Source organism: Methanocorpusculum petauri, from assembly GCF_026891975.1.
GTDB lineage: Archaea > Halobacteriota > Methanomicrobia > Methanomicrobiales > Methanocorpusculaceae > Methanocorpusculum > Methanocorpusculum petauri.
This window is the reverse complement of the sequence record NZ_JAPTGB010000015.1, coordinates 26958-43094: the sequence shown is the minus strand read 5'-3', so window position 1 is coordinate 43094 and position 16137 is coordinate 26958. Positions and strand designations below refer to the sequence as shown.

Here is a 16137-nt window from a genome sequence, read left to right as displayed (position 1 = left end):
GAAACAATAGTAACATGGATAAACTACGCGGATGCCCGATGAGAAACGGCAGTACCTGTACTGCGGAGAACTGCCAGTGGTGGAACGATGAGTGGAAGGACTGCGCGGTGAACGTGATGGTCCGCTACCTGCGGGCACAGGATGTTCGTGCGACTTTTGACCACGCAGTTCCCGCCGAGTTCCTCGAAGGCAGCCGGAAATAAATGCGGCCGAACATTCTTCTCACCAATGACGATGGTGTGAACTCCGGCGGGTTGTGGGCAGCCTACGAAGCGATGTCTGCGTTTGCGGATGTGACGGTGGTAGCGCCGGCTGTCCAGCAGAGCGCGGTCGGCAGATCGATCTCAATCTTTGAACCGCTCCGGATGAATGAAGTGCGGATCGGCGATCGGACTGCTTACAGTGTGGAAGGACGGCCAACGGACGCGCTGCTGCTCGGCCTGTACGGTCTGAACCTCAAACCCGATCTGGTGGTGAGCGGGATCAATCTTGGCGAGAACATTTCGTATGAATCGATCACCACATCCGGTACGGTCGGTGCTGCGATGGAAGCTGCAAACCAGGGAGTTCCGGCACTTGCCTACTCGCTGCAGATGAGTGATCAGGGCAACAAATTCACTGATCCGCGATGCCACACTCAGGACTTTTCCCAGGCAAAAGAGGTAGTGGAGAACCTGACACGGATGTTTCTTGCGTCCGGCCTGCCGGAAAACTGTCATCTGGTAAATATCAATATTCCTGCCTGCCGCATGGAGGGTTACGAGGTAACAACACTTGGAACGCGGCTGTTTGATACATATGTGGAAAAACGGATTGACCCCCGCGGAAAGCCGTACTACTGGATCAATGGAGATGTGATCTATACGCCCGAGCCGCACTCGGATGTGACAGCTCTCCGGAATAACCGTGTGTCCGTAACGCCGCTGACGCTGGACAATACGGCCTTTGCCGCGTGCGGGGATCTCAAAAAACTGCTTGCGGATCAGGGATTCTGATCCTCAAACATCTCACCGCAGCAGGAACAGAACCGTGCATCGCCGGGATTTTCCGCGCTGCATCCCGGACAGGTTTTTGTTTTCTTTGTTTCGGCTGCATCGGCGGGAAGTTTTTCCTCTTCGGTTCTGATCTCTGCTAAAATAATCTGTAGTTTGTCACCAAGCTCACCGTATTTCTCCGGCCCGCTTTCCTCAACTGCCCGTTTGCCAATCTCGGCATAGACTGCATCGGCGTCTTTTTTGAGACTGCTGATCTTTGACTGAATCTCCAGTGTTTTTACGGATTTATTGAGGTCTTCAACGGATTTGTTGAGGCCTTTCTTTAAATCACCTAAAAAATCGCCCATGATTATTCTCTCTCAACATGGGAAATATGCGGATATATACTTTTATCTCTGCATGACACCGGCATTTTTACTCGGTGCTCTCCCTGCGAAAGACGCGCAACACGGAGAATACCCATTGCACTTTGTGATGTTTCCGGCATTCTCGTTGTTTCCCGCAAAATCATTAAAAATATCCTATTTTTTTGTAAATGCTCTGTGTTACAATTTGTAATGGGGACGATGTTTCCTCAATTCCCTGGAAAATACACTCAATTAGTTTATGTAGTATGTTAATCACATAATCTGTTGTATGAAGAAGCTGCTGCTCTTTGGCATCCTGCTGATACTGGCCGTATCAGCAGCTGCGGGTATCATATTCGTTGCCACCGATACTCCTGATGCGTCCGGCAAACCCGGGATGCCGGACCCGGTGGCGACAGCTGTTCCCTCCCCCGGAGAATGGAATCCCCCGGATGTCCCCCTGTATGACCCCGCTGACTTTACTATTGCCGCAAGCGGCCCTGATCTTTCACCCGACGATCTGTTCGCCGCAGCAATTACTCTGCTGAACAACTACACTGCACTCTTTGGAAATACGGTGGCGCCCGTTTCTCTCTCCGACTCCTGTCTTTCGGAAGAGTCCCGGAACCTGCGAGGTACTCTGTCGGACAGTGCATTATTTGCATCTTTGGTATCGGAAGGGAGTACTGGTATCTCGTCGTCTGTCCTTACGGAGAATGAAATACTCGCAGCTTACGGTTTCCGGGTCCTGCCCACCGGGCAGACCGTGACGTATGCCTACACGGTTACCGCGGGCGCAGGTGATGCAGCCTATGCAGCAGCCGGACAAAGTCTGCAAGAATGGCTGCACGCCGTGGATGAACTGACGAAGAATGCGGCTGACTCCATTGTATCCCGCGCAGCAGAGACAGAACCGGTTGCAGACTCCGGTTGGATCTCTTCCCGGGGAGATATCCGGGACTATGGGGAGTTTGGGAGAGTCGGACTCCACTCCGCGTGGTATTGGGATTCCGGAGAACAGGATCATGATTGGTTCTACACCACGTCTGAAATAACAATGACACCCGGGACAGTAACCCGGAACAATTTTTACAAAAATCACCGGTTTACCCTTACGATAGATCCGGGGTACTCCAATCCCGGCGGGAATGCACCGCATCTTCCCGGCGTATCGATATCCGGGTCTGCCCCAACCGGTGGCAGGGACAGACAACCGGCGGTCTGCGTACTACGTTCTCTCTCATGGATAACCGATATTCCTGACGCGTCATTTGCGTTTGACTGTCCCGCTGGTGGAATCTGCAAATGGGAGGGAACTATTCATCCTTTTGGAAACCAGGCAAAACAAACGTTTATCTTTAAAGCTGGTGTGCAAATCACGGGTTCGCAGTCGGAATCGCGCAATGGAAGTACCTATACCCTCTCCAAAAACACTGTTGACGTGTATCATGGATTTTCCGATGGTTTGTTCTCTTCCGGACCGGACACAAACTGTACCATCTCGCAGGAACTGCACATCCGGTGGCACGGTGGAAAATACTCTTCCGTGTAAACCGAAAACTTCGTGCCCCCGGCACAACATCTCCCCTATTTTTCCCTGCTGACGTCTCCGGGACAGGAGGGATCATTCGATGAGAGCGCCCGCAGTTCTGCAAAAATTAAAAATAAAAAAATTTAGTTCTGCGGACGGCAGTCGTCGCAGAAATATTCAACGGACGGTTCCGGCTCAAAGAGATCGCCCGATACGATCTTTCTGCCGCCTGCGGTAAATGTTTTGCCGCAGACTCTGCACCGTTTCTCCGCAGTTTTTTCCTCGGGGGTCATCCGTGCGGTAAAGGAGAATGCCGTTGTTTTACCGCTTTTTGCCGGAATATTTTCCTGATCGCAGATTCTTGACGCAATCCGGTACGCCGCAAGGGGGGCAGCACCCAGATCCATCAGCCAGGTGAGGAGCGTTCGCTGCAGATTCTGCGTGAGCATCCAGACGAGTTCTTCGTCACCGGTTTCGAGGATCTCCTCATCCATGTCCTCAGGTGCGAGACGATAACCGCAGAGAGGACATTTGTTTCCGATAAGCTCCTCTTTTGCCATCTCTTCGAAGCAGCCGGGACAGATGATCTGTTTGATTCTGCTGCTGGTTTCGGACGGAGATACTGTACTCCCCTCTTTTCCATTCGGGGAGTCCCCGCTACTGTCAAGCGTCATGTATATTGGACCTCCATTATTTTGTCCACGTACTCCGCACGTGGAATATTTCGCGAGATTTTCAACCCCGCGGACTTTTCGGTACCGTTTGATTTGGTACTGTTAGATTAGTAGTGTGGCATTTGACATAATACGTCTTCTCATTGAGGTTCTGTTTTTCGTCCGGTCTGCCTTCTTGGAAATGCCGGAGGATATGCTCTGCATATATCGTTATACAGTTTATGCTCCTGATGTTTTTTCAGGCAGGGTATTTCGAATGGAAGATTTTTTTCGGATTTTCTTTCTCACCCCTCCTTCCGTCACCAACAGATTAACTCCCTATCAGCGCCAAAACATTCTCATAATATCATGTCGCAACTCCGTTGTCCGAAGTGCGGTGCTCCGGCCATTGCTGAACACGGAAAGCAGTACACAACCTGTGAAAACTGCGGGACCGTTATCTACATTGATCGAAGCAGCGTCATCTTCAACTACATTATGCCTTTCATCCTCGATGAAGACAAGGCCCGTGCCGTCTTCCGCCGGTGGTGTGCAGGTCCGTCCCTTGCAAAAGATCTTGAACGGGAAGCACAGATAACCTCCGTTGAAAAAATTTATTTCCCTGTCTTCCTCTTCCGTCGTGTTGTCGGCGGTCAGGAAAAATCCATCATCAAACCTGCCAAAGGGACCACCCTGCCCGGCCTGCAAAGTCAGGTGATCCCGCCCGGGGATATTACGGTCTTTGACTCCACCGTTTCCACCCGGGGGGCTGAGGTTATTCAGCCGGAGATCAGTGTTGAAACCTACCTTGCAGACCTTCCCGGCACCGCGAAGGAGCAGGCGCTTCTTTACCTGCCCTTTTTCGTTTTCCGGTACCGGTATCAGGGGACTGACTACATCTCCGTTATGGGGGGAACATCGGGGCGTGTTCACACCTCCGGATTTCCCGGACGCTCCGCAGCCCCGTACGCACTTGTCGTCGGCGGAGGATTCCTCCTGGCATTCATCGGCGGCATTCTCGGATTCATCACGACCCCGATCTTCTATGTTCTTGTCTTTGCAGGCGCAGCCCTTGCCATGCTGACAGGACGTGCCGTCGTCCGCACCCCTGAAGGAGGTGACAACAAATGAGCAGCGTTCCCGATCTCCTTATTGGTCTCTCCTGTCCCGGTTGCGGCGGTACAATTGAGGTAACCGAGGGAAGCAGACTCGCATTCTGTCCCTACTGCGGCTCGGCTCTTGCCATCACTGCCGATGATGCAGGCGTTACCCGCCTCATGTACAAAATGGAGGTCACCGAAACCGGGGCGGAAAGTGCTGCCCGCAAATGGTTCGGGGCATTCCCTAAAGCCCGCGATCTCGCCGCAACTGCCGTGATCACCGAGATCTTTCCCATGTATCTCCCCTTCTGGCGCATGGTCGGTACCGGCAAAGGAGTCGCCTGCGGCTACTCCACCCACACCGACAAAGACGGACACACCCAGACAACCTATCACGAGGACAGCTCTGATGCAGAATATCTCTGGAGCGTCATCGCCTGCCAGACCGGTGATCTTGGTATCGTCACTCCGCCAAAACTGCAAGGCAGACTCCTGCCCTACACCGACGGCGATATCCCCGTCTTTGAAACTACCTCCTCGCGGGACGAAGCATACGATCAGGCCGATACTGACATCAGAATGGAAGCCCACCGTCGTGCTGCATCAGGCATTGAGACACTCACGTTCTCCAAAACATTCTGCATCCCCCGCGAGTTCTCGCTCCTCTATTACCCCTACTGGATTATCCGCTACCAGTACCGCGAACGTGACTACTTCGTCGTCTTAGACGGCGTCTCCGGCAGTCCCGTCTCAGGGAGAGCGCCGGGCGACCAGACCTATCAGGCGCTTGCCGCAGGTCTTGGTGCAGGGTTTGGCGGTCTTTTTGCCGGTCTCGGCATTGCGTATACGATGTTTTCCAACTCCGAGTACGCGCTTGCCGGCCTCTCCGGTCTTGTCATAGGTCTCATCCTCGTCCTTGCCGGATACTGGATGTTCCGGTTCGGATCCGAAGTCACCGAAGGAAAACTCACCGGCGGCATCTCATTTTCGATGAAAGGATTTGGACAGAAAACTGTCCGGGAGATCGAACGATAACATGGCAATGATGGTTAAAAGTCTGAAATGCAGCAGTTGCGGAGCACCGCTGAAAGCAAAGGAGGCAGACCTCGTACTCTTCTGTACTTCCTGCGGAAAAACAATGGAGTTTCTGGACAGCGATGTTGGTGAGGTATCCCCCCATATTCTTGCACCGAATCGCGAGGACAAAGACCTCATCTATCTTCCTTTCTGGGGAATCGATGCGGACGTTGATGTCACGCATGAAGATACCGTCGGCGGATTCCTGCGCATCACCAAAAAACCGATGCGGGGAACCTGCCGCTTCTATGTCTGTGCCGCAGACCTGCTCCCGAGAAAAACCGCCGGATGGAATCTTGAGTTTACCCGCAGCTTTCCGAAAGCTGCGGAAGTTCCAGACTTCCGCAGAATCCCTCACATGCCTGCGCTGAAAAGCTCCCGGACCGCGGAGAAGGATGCCGAGTTCCTGTTCCTCAAACACGAAATCGATCTCTCCGGCACCCTGCAGGAACTGGAGTACACCTTCTCCGTTCTCGGTCATGAACTGTATTATATTCCGTTCCTGCGCCGCGGCGATGATCTCAGCCCTGCGGTCTGAGACATCTCCCTTTTTTACATCATGTAGCCAAATAATAGTTTCAAGATGAGCCTTTCGCCCTACGTTACGATCATTCGTCCGGCAAACGCGGTTGTTTCCGGCATCACCGCAGTTATTGCCTATCTGATCGCATCGGGAACGAACCCGCTGTCCGCGTTTCTGCTGTTCTTCATCGTAACCGTGATCTGCGGCGCGGGAAATGTGCTCAACGACTACTTTGACCGGGAGATTGACAAAATCAACCGCCCGGGCCGGCCGATTCCGTCCGGTGCCGTCACCCCCGGGAGTGCCGCGGTGTGGGCAGGCATTCTGTTCATTCTCGGTATTCTTGCAAGCCTTGCCACCAACCTCTGGTGTCTTGCAATTGCCGTGTTCAACTCACTCCTGCTGATTGCCTATGCTGCAAAACTGAAGAAAATGCCGCTGTTCGGCAACCTTTCGGTTGCCTATCTCTCCGGCAGTGTATTCCTCTTCGGCGGTGTCCTTGTCGGTCCGGAGTCGTTTACGGTAACCCTTCCGCTGTTTGCCATCACATTCTTTGGAACACTCGCCCGCGAAATTCTCAAGGCCGCAGAGGACATCGAAGGTGATGCGGCAGGCGGGGCAACGACACTTCCGATGATTCTTGGCGTACAGAAAAGCGGATACCTTGCGGTCATCCTCATCCTCTGTGCGGTTGCGGCAAGCGTTTTACCGTACTCCCGCTGGGGTGCGGTGTATCTTGTCCTGATTGCGGTAATTGATCTTTTCATTTTGTATGCAGCAGCAAAATCTGTCCGCTGCAAAACACCGGCGGAACTGATCGCAGCAAGGTCCACGAGCCTGATTAAGTACGGCATGTTTGCGGCACTCTTCCTGTTCCTTGCAATGGAACTGTGGCACGGCATCATTGCGGCGTTCTTGTGAGAAAACGTGATGGACAACATATTAATACCGTGAGAAAGAAGGTTATTATACGTAACAGGGGTAATCAATGAAAGTTTTCGTAAAGGACACGACCTATTTGGCAGAAACGGGATCCTACTTCAAGGAATCGGTTAAAATTGACGGAGATTTCATTGTACCCCCAAAAACCCAGTTCTGGAAAGATCTTGTCGTGACCGGTCATCTTTCCCTGGGTGTCGGTTCAAGAGTCGGTGGCAATATCACCTGCAACGGTGCGGTGATCTCCCGCGGGTGTCTGGTGGAAGGGGAGCTGCATGCCGGAACTGATCAACTGACCGTGTGCGACGGGGCACGGGTCCGGGTTATCCGATCGGAAGGCAACGTCCTGCTTCGTCCGGGGATCGTCTCCGATGAGGTCCACGGAGAAAATATTCTGGTGATGGGAAAAATTCACTGCGGGAAACTGATGGGCAGAAACACCCGCGTCATCACCAATTAATTTTTTTTTCAAAAAAAATTTTGCTGAAAATTTTTCGTTCGTCTCACAAACTTTTGTGGAAGATCAACAGATCTTCAAACGTCCCGTCGGCTTTCCGGTAGCCTCCCGGAATTGTTCCGATGATGTTGAAGCCGAGTTTGAGGTACAGCATGATCGCCCCGAAGTTGGACTTGACCACCGCATTGTACTGCAGGCCCTTATAGCCGCACGTTTTTGCTTTTGCAAGTGAATCGGAAACAAGAATTTTTCCCACTCCATATCCGCGGAATTTTTTGGCAACACCGTATGAGGCATTCGCCGTGTGGGAGCAGCGGCCGACATTATTATCATGCAGAATATAAAATCCCGCAACTTCCCCGTCTGCACATGCAACAACCGTTGCCGTCTGGGAGAGAAAAAATGCATCTCCCTCTTCACTGGTGAAGGGAACCTCCTGGGGAAATGCGTTTGCATCGCGGACAATATCGTTCCAGATAACCGTGACCGCTGCTTTGTCATCTGAGGTATAGGGTTTGCAGATGATCTCCATGGTTTTCTATATGCTGCACCGGTATTTATCAGGGTTGAAAATTCTTTGATCCGCTCGGTTCATTCATTTCCATTAACCCTTTATAGCCGCCAATCAATGTATATAAGTATTTGTTATGGCTGAAGAGGGGCGCAGCGCACAGGAATGGACGAAGATTATTCTCCGCCGCATCCTTTTTCTCTGCGGTCCCATTGCCGTTTATGGTGTTTTTCTCTTTGCCATGTGGTTTGTGTACCCGCCGGCAACCGGTATCATCGGCCAGCCGAGTCAGGAGTATCTGACACTGTTCGCTCTCTTTATTGCCTATCTTATCCCGCCGTTCGGCAAAGAGTCTATTATTCCTATTGCCATCGGTCTTGGGTATCCGATCTGGATCATCTGCTTTGGCATTATCCTGATGGATATGATGAGTTCCATTCTCATCGCCCTGAACTTCGATCTTCTGGAGAAAATTCCGTTTGTCGGCGGCCTCATCCGCAGGTTCATGGACGGGGCAAACAGTGTGCGCAAGAAAAAACCCTGGATTGAACAGCTGTCGCATCTGGGTCTCCTGATCTTCATGTATATCCCTTTGCAGGGTTCCGGCGCAACCAATACCACCATTCTCGGCAGACTGTTTGGCATGCGGGCACGGACAGTGTTCTGGATCATAACCGTCGGCAGTATTTTTTCTACGCTGTCGGTTGCATTCGGTGCTGCTGCGGTCATTGAACTCTGGCGGATCAATCCCTGGCTTGCCGTGCTTGCGGTTCTGGTGATTGCCGCGGTGATCATCGCCGCGGTTCTGGTGTGGCGGAGATACACACAACGGTTCTCTCCTGAAAATCCTGCGTGTTCGTGTGATTCGAATGAGGAAGATATTCTTCCATGAACACCAATAGGTAAAAACCCACATGACGGAAGAAACGGTATCGCCCTATTATCAGCCGACCCTCCGCATACGGCTCATTGCAACGGGAGGCGTTCTTGCAGTTTTTGGTGCGATGCTTTCCTTCTTCTTTTTGACGATGCCGCTCAATATTTTTTATGAGTTCATCGGATTTTTAGGACTGTACATGATGCCCGGATTCGGGAAGGAAAGTATTGTTCCCCTTGCAATGGCGTTCGGCATTTCCTGGTGGCAGATTACCGTCGGCATTATTGTCGGAGATATGGTACTTGCGATTATCATTGCGTACAACTTTGATCTGCTGCTGCGTATTCCGCTGCTCGGACACCTTCTCCGCTACTTCACCACCAAAACAAACGAGGTACTCCAGAAGCATCTGTGGATTAAGGGTCTGTCACTTATCGGTCTGTTCCTGTTTATGTACATCCCGTTCATGGGTTCGAGTGCGATCAACACTACGATTGTGGGGCGACTGCTCTCCGTACCCCCGAGGACTCTTCTTACGATTGTGCTTGTCGGCAGTATTCTTGCGACCCTGACTATGGCGGTCGGAATGCACGCTGTCCTTGAACTCTGGGCTGCCAATCCTTTGTATGCGATTATCGCCGTGATTTTGGTGATTGCGGCTGCTGTTGTCTGCTGGAAACTCTGGCAGCGGTACACGGAAAAACGGTTTGGATCGGGCGAGTAGCCGAATTTTTGGGGATACTGCCCCTAACGTCCCGTCTTCCTCAGAAGATACGGTTTGCGGGCTGAAATACGGGTAAAAACGGAACAATGGCTGTCAGTAAACAATCTTTACGGGTGCACCCGTTTTTCAAAAAAGTTATTTGCAGGATTCAGTGAACCGCTTCATTTCTATCTGTGCGGATTTCGAGATGTCCACATACTCCACGAACTGTTTTATTTTCTGAATTGTTTCTGCGTTGAGTTCGTGTTCCATGAAACAGGCATCCTTGGTTGCAATATCTTCCGGGACGGAAATTAGCCGGAGAAATCCGACCAGCACGTCATGGCGGTACTTGATCTGCTCGGCTATGGTTCTGCCTGTATCCGTAAGTGTAACGCCCTCATACTTTCGGTACACAACCAGTTTTTTTCGATCGAGTTTTGCAAACATCTCCACAACCGAGGGCGGTGAGAGCCCCAGCTCGTCTGCAACATCCCGGGTTTTTGCATAACCTTTCTCCCTTGAGACGTTGAGGATTGCCTCAAGGTAATCCTCCTCTTTCATGGTGAGGCGTTTGCAGTGTGCTGTCTGTGGCATTGCATCCATGTGTCATATCATTTCTCATACAAGATTATGAGCGTTTGCTTTAGAAATTTTCGGATATTTTGAAAAAATCCGAAACATCTTCGGCAATACTGAGCAATCCAAAAGTTGTTAGGGGGTTGGATATACGCTCCTAACAGGATACATGTGTATATGCAAACGACATCTCAATCAATTGCATTGGACTGTATCCCTTGTGGTTCGCAGGCAACGGTAGTATCACTCCATCACGGTGCTGAGATTACCAGACGTTTGCTTGAACTGGGGGTTACCCGGGGAACTCATCTGACGGTTCTCGGGAAAGCGCCGCTTGGGGATCCAATGTTTGTACGTATTCGCGGTTGTCAGATCGCGATGAGAAAAGCAGAAGCCGGACAGATCTCTGTGGTAAAGGACGGAGTCTGGACACTTGATACAGTTCCTGTTGGCCACACTGTCCGGGTTACGGAAGTCCGGCCTGACACTGGCATTACATCCCGTCTTCTTGAACTGGGTGTGACGAAGGGATGCAGCATCCGCATTACCGGGTCTGCTCCTCTTGGAGATCCGATGATGATCTCAGTTCGCGGATGTCAGTTTGCTATCCGCCGCCATGAAGCAGAAAATATTCAGGTGGAGTTGATATCATGAGTGAAAAACGGATTGTGGTGGCCCTTGCCGGAAACCCGAACTGCGGCAAAACGACACTTTTCAATAATCTAACCGGTATGCGCCAGCATGTGGGCAACTGGCCGGGAAAAACTGTTGCAATTGAGCGAAAGGACGGTAAGGCAACATATGATGGTACAACGCTTGAGATTGTGGATCTTCCGGGCACCTATAGTCTGAGCAGCAGATCCCTTGAAGAGGAGATAGCCGTTGAGTACCTGCTTACGGAAAAACCGGATGTTGTTGTCAATATTGTAGACGCAGCCCATCTTGAACGGAATCTGTATCTGACTCTGCAGTTAATCGAGCTGGGCGTTCCGATGATTGTGGCTCTGAATCTGAACAGATATGCAGATTCCGAAGGTGTCATTATTGATACCAAGAAATTGTCCGATATGCTGGGTGTTCCGGTTGTCCGTATTGAGGCGATTGACAACACCGGTAAGGATCAGCTGATTAAGGAAATTCTTGGCGGTGCTGTGCCTTCAACACATCCTCCGCATTATGGAGATGAGGTGGAGAAACATCTGGCAGAACTTGAGGAAGCACTGCCGGATTACACGCGCTGGGACATTATCCAGAGTCTGATTCACGGTGCAGCAGAGGATATGCCTGTTGCGGCAAAGTCCCGGATTGAATCGACCAGAAAACACCTGACGGATATGTTCGGGACATCAACACAGGAAATCTTTGCTGATCAGCGGTATGGTTATATTGCAGGTATTCTTCACGATGCAGTTCATTATCACAAGGATTCCGGAGGTAAGAATCAGTCGGAACGTATTGATCGGTTCGTTACCAATAAGTGGCTGGGTTTCCCGATATTCCTTCTTGTGATGTATGCGGTGTTCCAGATCGTGTTTACGATTGCAACCCCGTTCATGGATCTGATTGAAACCGTTTTCGGGGATGCTGCTGCGTTTGTGAGTGAGTCGCTGGGTTCCGGCATGCCTGACTGGGCTGTTTCGTTTATTTGTGATGGTGTGATCGGAGGTGTCGGGTCAGTAGTGGTCTTCCTGCCAAACATTCTGCTGTTGTTCCTGCTCCTGGCAATCCTTGAGGATTCCGGATATCTGGCGCGTGTTGCAGTAATTATGGACAGGATTATGCACAAGATTGGTCTGCACGGAAAATCATTCATTCCGATGATTCTTGGGTTTGGATGCAGTGTTCCGGCAGTTATGGCTGCCCGTACGCTGGAGACGGAACGGGAACGCAAACTGACGGTTCTGATGACACCGTACATGTCCTGTTCTGCACGGCTTCCGGTGTTTATTCTGCTGGTCGGTGCGTTCTTTGCTCCGCAGATTCAGGGTCTTGTGATGTTTTCAATTTACCTGCTGGGGATTATTGTTGCACTGATCGTGGGTCTTATTCTGCAGAAGACGGTGATGAAAGGCGAGTCGTCATCCTTTGTAATTGAGATGCCGCCTTATCGCATTCCGACGGTGAAAGGTGTGATTATCCATGCTCTCGAACACGGCGGTCTGTTCCTGAGAAAGGCGGGACTTATCATTTTCCCGGCAGTTCTTTTGATCTGGCTGCTTGCAACTCTTCCCTACGGTGTTGAGTACGGGTCTTCGGAGTCTGTCATTGGCATGATTGGTTCGGCTATTGCGCCGATCTTTGCTCCGCTCGGCTGGGGTATTCCGGAGGCTGCGGTTGCCGTCCTTATGGGTCTCCTGGCGAAAGAGACGGTTGTGGCCTCTTTTGGAACACTCTTTGGTGTTGGCGAGGAGATGCTCGGCAGTACCCTGGCGGGTGTGTTTACCCCGTTGTCGGCGTACTCACTGATGGTGTTCGTACTTCTCTATATGCCCTGTCTTGCGGCAATGCTGACGGTCAAACAGGAGACTTCCTGGAAGTTTGCTGCAGGGGCTGCCGTACTGATGTGCGTTGTTGCATGGATTGTTTCCTTTATTGTTTATCAGGGGGGGATTCTTCTTGGATTCGGGTGATCCTGTCTGGACAGCACTGTTTGTTCTGGTTGCAATCGGGATCGTTCTCTTCTTTGCGATCATGATCAGACGAAATCTTTCCCATGGTTCATGCTGCTGCGGTTGTTCGAAATCCGGGAAAAAGAAGGGAGGATGCTGCCACTGTAAGGAGGTGGCCCGTCACTCTCCTTTGAAAAAGTAAGTTTATTTTTTTGTTGTTTTGCGTCTGACAACTTCGTTTGATTCGAATCTTTACATCTGCTGGAGGATGTTTTCCTGATTATACATTGTCGTCAGGATTTTCGTTCTCTTTTTGTTTGGTGAGACTGTGGTAGAGCCGGATGTATTTGGGGAGCACGTTGTAGGAGATGGTGTTTTTGATTGCTTCGTACTTTGCATGTTGTGTGAGATGCGACTGATGCGTTGTTGCCGGGAGCGTTCCTGATTGTCTGAACAATCTTTTGCGTAATAAAGATATTTTCTGTAGTGAAAGAAATTATGGAAAAAAAGTTAGTTATGTATCGCTGTTGTTGTTTGGTTCCTGTCTTTCGATCGTTTTCCTGTTCTGTTTTCCGTCTTCAAGAATATGATTGTAGAGGAGAATGTAGTCCGGAATTGCGCTGTAGTGAACGGTGTTTCCGTCACGCGTCCTTTTGATCGCTTCATATCTTGCGAGTTGTGTAAGATGCCACTGGAGTGTTGTCTTGGGAATTCCTGTTGTTTCATGGAGTTCCTTCTGGGATATTCCGGGTGTGCTGATGATGGCTTCAAAGATCTTCTGCGACTTTTCCCGTGAGGCAACTTTACGCAGAAACCCTTTGATCTCGTCCTCCGGTATGCTGGCTATGTAGTAGCGGGTCCTGCCGTCGCGTACGCTTTTCTGGATCTTTGCGGTCATGTCCAGACGATGAAGATTGGCGGTGACAGATCCGCGTGAGTGACCGGTGAGCTTCTGCAGTTCGGAAAGAGTTGCCCCCGGATGTTCTTTGATGGTGTTGTAGAGAATCGCTGGGCGGGATTCGGGGTCCTCGGGGACTTTCCAGCGGTTGACAAGGAAGGTGAGGGCACCTCCACCAAGAAGAATAAAGAAAATGGTAACACTTTCTGTGACGAGTACGGAAGGAAAATCAATTATACGGCTGTATAGAGAGATCATGGAGAGACGTAGTTGATCCATTAGTGGTATGATGCCCATAATTTCCGTAATCGGCGGACAGGTATTATCGCTGATAATAGTGTCTGATCCCGGAGATATGATCAGATTATCTCCCGGATAATACAGAGCGTCATTTGGAGTATCCGCCCCGCTTATTCCACTCAGACAGATCATGAAAAAAAGAGAATACAAGAAAATTTTTCCCATAGTTTCCATTTTAGTTATAGGTATTTACCACCAGAGTAAATGATTCCGATCCACTCACACTCTTTCCGCTGACACTGATCGTCCAGGTGCCGCTTGGCAGTGTTCCACTTGCCGCTTCCAGATGGACGGGAATCCGTGCGTTTGGTGTTGAGGATTCGTAGTTGTCATTATATTCTCCATAGGTTCTCCCGCTTGGACTGGTTAAGAGGAGCGCAAGACTATTCGAGGATGATTTCCATGATAACTGGACATCCATTTGTGTGTCCCCGGACGGAACAACATAGGTGTATGTTTTTGTCTGTCCGGATACAATAGCTCCGGTCAGAGAGGATTTTGTCTCATAAATCGGGAGTACCAGTGGGGAGACCATAATGTTATCACTGATTTTCTTTTCAGAGTCTCCCGCTGACGCGGCAGCCGGAGCCATACAGAATGCGATCACACAGAAGATCGCAAAAACCACAACACACTGTTTCTTCATACAATAAGTTTGTTCTCGCTCACCTGTTATAATACATTTGAGCCAAAATTAGGTTTAGGTATTCCGAAATGACGCCTCGCAATACCACGCATCAACTCGTATTTATTATCTGTTTCCCATTTATTCAATGTACCCGCATGTTTGCCCGTTATTTTCCGAATCCTCTGTATATGTCTGACAAAACCTAATTCGCGCTCAATATATTTATATACTATAAATAAAACATCAGACTCTGCAAAAATTTCAGGGAAAAGAAAAAAATGTGCCGGAACCCCGGCGGTTATATCAGTATTATTCTTCCTTCTTCTCTTCAGCCGGTTCATCGACCTTGAGATTCGGACGGGGGAAGGTCTCAACGAACTTGACCGATTCGATCTCCGGGAACAGGCCGAACGCCTCCTGTGTGATCATGTACTCGGTCATCATCCAGTTCTGGTTGTACATTGCCATCATCGGCGGAACCTCAACGGAGATAAAGTTCTTGTGCGCATTGCTGACCTTCATCTCGCGTCCGGTAAAGAGGCGGATCGTTCCTGCAAGCTTTGCGATCGGGTCTTCGACCATTTCCTCGATCTTGTACACATAGGTGACCTCCTGGCCTGCAAGCGGGTGGTTGAAATCCACGAGATAACGGTTGCCGACCTTGTTCACCACAACACCCTCACGTCCCTCAACCGTCACGCGGTCAAGCATGGAAACCTTCTGCGGCAGTGCCTTCTTGTCAACAGCCTTCAGCTCATCCTTCTTGTGCTCGCCGAATGCTTTCTCTGCCGGAACAACAACCGTGTACTCCTGGCCAATCTCCTTTCCGGCAAGATCCTCGTCCACACCCGGAAGAACGTGGCCTGCACCGACCTTAACCACAACCGGGCCGTACATTGCATTCTCGCGGAAAATTCCTGCCTTCTTTGCCTCCTCAGCATCCGTCGTATCGAACGGTGCACCGTTCACGGAACCGGTGTAGCTGAGTTTAATATAGTTGCCATTTTCAATAGCCATACGAATTCCCTATACTATGCGCATTCATACATTAAGAGAGTTTGTGATTTTCCGGCGTTGCCCCGATAGTCTGAATAATCTCGAATTGCAGGGTCAACAATATCTGAATAAAAATACTTTGGTTTTGGTTGTCCGCGTGCTATGCACGTAAAACATCCCACGAAGGTGAAGACCCCGTGGACTTTTGCGTGAAGTAACCAAAGATAACGAATCCCGAATAATTCAATCAGACATTATGAACACGGATTTTGGCGCAAAATCGGTTTTTCCCTGCTGCGATACTCTCTGAACAGAACATGTTACATCTGCACCTCACCGCACGGGACACCTCTCAAACCAACGTTCACGGACAATCCTCTACCCTTATATTCCCTCACGTTCGAGTAATTATAC

At 50.4% G+C, this 16137-nt stretch carries 20 protein-coding genes; 12 read left to right on the top strand and 8 right to left on the bottom strand.

Features of this window, described 5'->3' with window-relative positions; translation table 11 throughout:
* Nucleotides 1-14: 14 nt before the first annotated feature.
* Together O0S10_RS07550 and surE are read left to right on the top strand one after the other, a co-directional pair.
* Entirely contained in the window at nt 15-203 is a 189-nt protein-coding gene (locus tag O0S10_RS07550; protein ID WP_268925278.1) for a hypothetical protein, read from the top strand.
* Nucleotides 204-995 (top strand): 5'/3'-nucleotidase SurE, encoded by a 792-nt coding sequence (surE, locus tag O0S10_RS07545; RefSeq protein WP_268925277.1) that lies wholly within the window; start codon nt 204-206, stop codon nt 993-995. It begins immediately after the preceding gene.
* Here the strand turns inward: surE and O0S10_RS07540 are convergent.
* Nucleotides 983-1342, bottom strand: coding sequence for a hypothetical protein (locus O0S10_RS07540; RefSeq protein WP_268925276.1), 360 nt, complete (start codon nt 1340-1342; stop codon nt 983-985). The two genes, surE and O0S10_RS07540, sit on opposite strands and share 13 nt — an antisense overlap.
* Before the next feature lie 289 nt (nt 1343-1631).
* Between O0S10_RS07540 and O0S10_RS07535 the strand changes: the two genes are divergently transcribed.
* The gene (locus O0S10_RS07535) at nt 1632-2894 is read left to right on the top strand and encodes a hypothetical protein (protein WP_268925275.1); all 1263 of its coding nucleotides are present in this window, start codon (nt 1632-1634) and stop codon (nt 2892-2894) included.
* 122 nt (nt 2895-3016) lie between these two features.
* Here the strand turns inward: O0S10_RS07535 and O0S10_RS07530 are convergent, their stop codons facing one another.
* Nucleotides 3017-3547 (bottom strand): snRNA-activating protein complex subunit, encoded by a 531-nt coding sequence (locus O0S10_RS07530; RefSeq protein ID WP_268925274.1) that lies wholly within the window; start codon nt 3545-3547, stop codon nt 3017-3019.
* A gap of 348 nt (nt 3548-3895) precedes the next feature.
* On the opposite strand from O0S10_RS07530, the gene O0S10_RS07525 reads away from it, so the two are divergent.
* The 5 genes from O0S10_RS07525 to O0S10_RS07505 all read left to right on the top strand — a co-directional run bounded on the left by O0S10_RS07525 (nt 3896) and on the right by O0S10_RS07505 (nt 7625).
* Entirely contained in the window at nt 3896-4657 is a 762-nt protein-coding gene (locus tag O0S10_RS07525; protein ID WP_268925273.1) for a TFIIB-type zinc ribbon-containing protein, read from the top strand.
* On the top strand, nt 4654-5661 hold the full coding sequence (locus O0S10_RS07520; RefSeq protein ID WP_268925272.1) for a TFIIB-type zinc ribbon-containing protein: 1008 nt from the start codon (nt 4654-4656) through the stop codon (nt 5659-5661). The genes O0S10_RS07525 and O0S10_RS07520 overlap by 4 nt, the downstream gene beginning before the upstream one ends.
* 1 nt (nt 5662) lies before the next feature.
* Nucleotides 5663-6241, top strand: coding sequence for a hypothetical protein (locus O0S10_RS07515; protein WP_268925271.1), 579 nt, complete (start codon nt 5663-5665; stop codon nt 6239-6241).
* Between the two features lie 45 nt (nt 6242-6286).
* Nucleotides 6287-7147: a geranylgeranylglycerol-phosphate geranylgeranyltransferase gene (locus O0S10_RS07510; RefSeq protein ID WP_268925270.1), complete on the top strand. Its 861-nt coding sequence runs from the start codon at nt 6287-6289 to the stop codon at nt 7145-7147.
* Between the two features lie 97 nt (nt 7148-7244).
* Nucleotides 7245-7625, top strand: a complete 381-nt coding sequence (locus tag O0S10_RS07505) for a bactofilin family protein (RefSeq protein ID WP_268925269.1) — start codon at nt 7245-7247, stop codon at nt 7623-7625.
* Nucleotides 7626-7668: 43 nt separating this feature from the next.
* On the opposite strand, the gene O0S10_RS07500 is transcribed toward O0S10_RS07505, so the two are convergent.
* Entirely contained in the window at nt 7669-8154 is a 486-nt protein-coding gene (locus O0S10_RS07500) for a GNAT family N-acetyltransferase (protein ID WP_268925268.1), read from the bottom strand.
* A 115-nt stretch (nt 8155-8269) separates the two neighbouring features.
* On the opposite strand from O0S10_RS07500, the gene O0S10_RS07495 reads away from it, so the two are divergent.
* Nucleotides 8270-9025, top strand: coding sequence for a small multi-drug export protein (locus O0S10_RS07495; RefSeq protein WP_268925267.1), 756 nt, complete (start codon nt 8270-8272; stop codon nt 9023-9025).
* 22 nt (nt 9026-9047) lie between these two features.
* A complete protein-coding gene (locus O0S10_RS07490) occupies nt 9048-9734 on the top strand; it encodes a small multi-drug export protein (RefSeq protein WP_268925266.1) in 687 nt (228 codons plus the stop codon).
* Nucleotides 9735-9869: 135 nt separating this feature from the next.
* Here the strand turns inward: O0S10_RS07490 and O0S10_RS07485 are convergent, their stop codons facing one another.
* Nucleotides 9870-10319, bottom strand: coding sequence for a metal-dependent transcriptional regulator (locus tag O0S10_RS07485; RefSeq protein WP_268925265.1), 450 nt, complete (start codon nt 10317-10319; stop codon nt 9870-9872).
* A gap of 177 nt (nt 10320-10496) precedes the next feature.
* Between O0S10_RS07485 and O0S10_RS07480 the strand changes: the two genes are divergently transcribed.
* Entirely contained in the window at nt 10497-10946 is a 450-nt protein-coding gene (locus O0S10_RS07480; RefSeq protein ID WP_268925264.1) for a FeoA family protein, read from the top strand.
* Complete coding sequence (feoB, locus tag O0S10_RS07475) at nt 10943-12922, top strand: ferrous iron transport protein B (protein WP_268925263.1); 1980 nt, start codon at nt 10943-10945, stop codon at nt 12920-12922. The genes O0S10_RS07480 and feoB overlap by 4 nt, the downstream gene beginning before the upstream one ends.
* A 259-nt stretch (nt 12923-13181) precedes the next feature.
* Here the strand turns inward: feoB and O0S10_RS07470 are convergent, their stop codons facing one another.
* The 4 genes from O0S10_RS07470 to O0S10_RS07455 all read right to left on the bottom strand — a co-directional run bounded on the left by O0S10_RS07470 (nt 13182) and on the right by O0S10_RS07455 (nt 15744).
* A complete protein-coding gene (locus O0S10_RS07470) occupies nt 13182-13358 on the bottom strand; it encodes a hypothetical protein (protein ID WP_268925262.1) in 177 nt (58 codons plus the stop codon).
* Between the two features lie 57 nt (nt 13359-13415).
* Entirely contained in the window at nt 13416-14231 is an 816-nt protein-coding gene (locus tag O0S10_RS07465) for a winged helix-turn-helix transcriptional regulator (protein ID WP_268925261.1), read from the bottom strand.
* A gap of 43 nt (nt 14232-14274) precedes the next feature.
* Nucleotides 14275-14745 carry a hypothetical protein gene (locus O0S10_RS07460; RefSeq protein WP_268925260.1) on the bottom strand — a complete coding sequence of 157 codons (471 nt, stop codon included), beginning with the start codon at nt 14743-14745 and terminating at the stop codon, nt 14275-14277.
* Nucleotides 14746-15036: 291 nt separating this feature from the next.
* On the bottom strand, nt 15037-15744 hold the full coding sequence (locus O0S10_RS07455) for an FKBP-type peptidyl-prolyl cis-trans isomerase (RefSeq protein WP_268925259.1): 708 nt from the start codon (nt 15742-15744) through the stop codon (nt 15037-15039).
* Nucleotides 15745-16137: the final 393 nt, after the last annotated feature.

Bases quoted from the DNA above. Each gene is read 5' to 3' on its own strand.
- O0S10_RS07510 (WP_268925270.1), top strand. From the start codon at position 6,287: ATGAGCCTTTCGCCCTACGTTACGATCATTCGTCCGGCAAACGCGGTT.
- O0S10_RS07460 (WP_268925260.1), bottom strand. From the start codon at position 14,745: ATGAAGAAACAGTGTGTTGTGGTTTTTGCGATCTTCTGTGTGATCGCA.
- O0S10_RS07490 (WP_268925266.1), top strand. From the start codon at position 9,048: ATGACGGAAGAAACGGTATCGCCCTATTATCAGCCGACCCTCCGCATA.
- O0S10_RS07540 (WP_268925276.1), bottom strand. From the start codon at position 1,342: ATGGGCGATTTTTTAGGTGATTTAAAGAAAGGCCTCAACAAATCCGTT.
- surE (WP_268925277.1), top strand. From the start codon at position 204: ATGCGGCCGAACATTCTTCTCACCAATGACGATGGTGTGAACTCCGGC.
- O0S10_RS07550 (WP_268925278.1), top strand. From the start codon at position 15: ATGGATAAACTACGCGGATGCCCGATGAGAAACGGCAGTACCTGTACT.
- feoB (WP_268925263.1), top strand. From the start codon at position 10,943: ATGAGTGAAAAACGGATTGTGGTGGCCCTTGCCGGAAACCCGAACTGC.
- O0S10_RS07465 (WP_268925261.1), bottom strand. From the start codon at position 14,231: ATGATCTGTCTGAGTGGAATAAGCGGGGCGGATACTCCAAATGACGCT.
- O0S10_RS07530 (WP_268925274.1), bottom strand. From the start codon at position 3,547: ATGACGCTTGACAGTAGCGGGGACTCCCCGAATGGAAAAGAGGGGAGT.
- O0S10_RS07455 (WP_268925259.1), bottom strand. From the start codon at position 15,744: ATGGCTATTGAAAATGGCAACTATATTAAACTCAGCTACACCGGTTCC.
- O0S10_RS07520 (WP_268925272.1), top strand. From the start codon at position 4,654: ATGAGCAGCGTTCCCGATCTCCTTATTGGTCTCTCCTGTCCCGGTTGC.
- O0S10_RS07485 (WP_268925265.1), bottom strand. From the start codon at position 10,319: ATGGATGCAATGCCACAGACAGCACACTGCAAACGCCTCACCATGAAA.
- O0S10_RS07495 (WP_268925267.1), top strand. From the start codon at position 8,270: ATGGCTGAAGAGGGGCGCAGCGCACAGGAATGGACGAAGATTATTCTC.
- O0S10_RS07535 (WP_268925275.1), top strand. From the start codon at position 1,632: ATGAAGAAGCTGCTGCTCTTTGGCATCCTGCTGATACTGGCCGTATCA.
- O0S10_RS07515 (WP_268925271.1), top strand. From the start codon at position 5,663: ATGGCAATGATGGTTAAAAGTCTGAAATGCAGCAGTTGCGGAGCACCG.
- O0S10_RS07525 (WP_268925273.1), top strand. From the start codon at position 3,896: ATGTCGCAACTCCGTTGTCCGAAGTGCGGTGCTCCGGCCATTGCTGAA.
- O0S10_RS07500 (WP_268925268.1), bottom strand. From the start codon at position 8,154: ATGGAGATCATCTGCAAACCCTATACCTCAGATGACAAAGCAGCGGTC.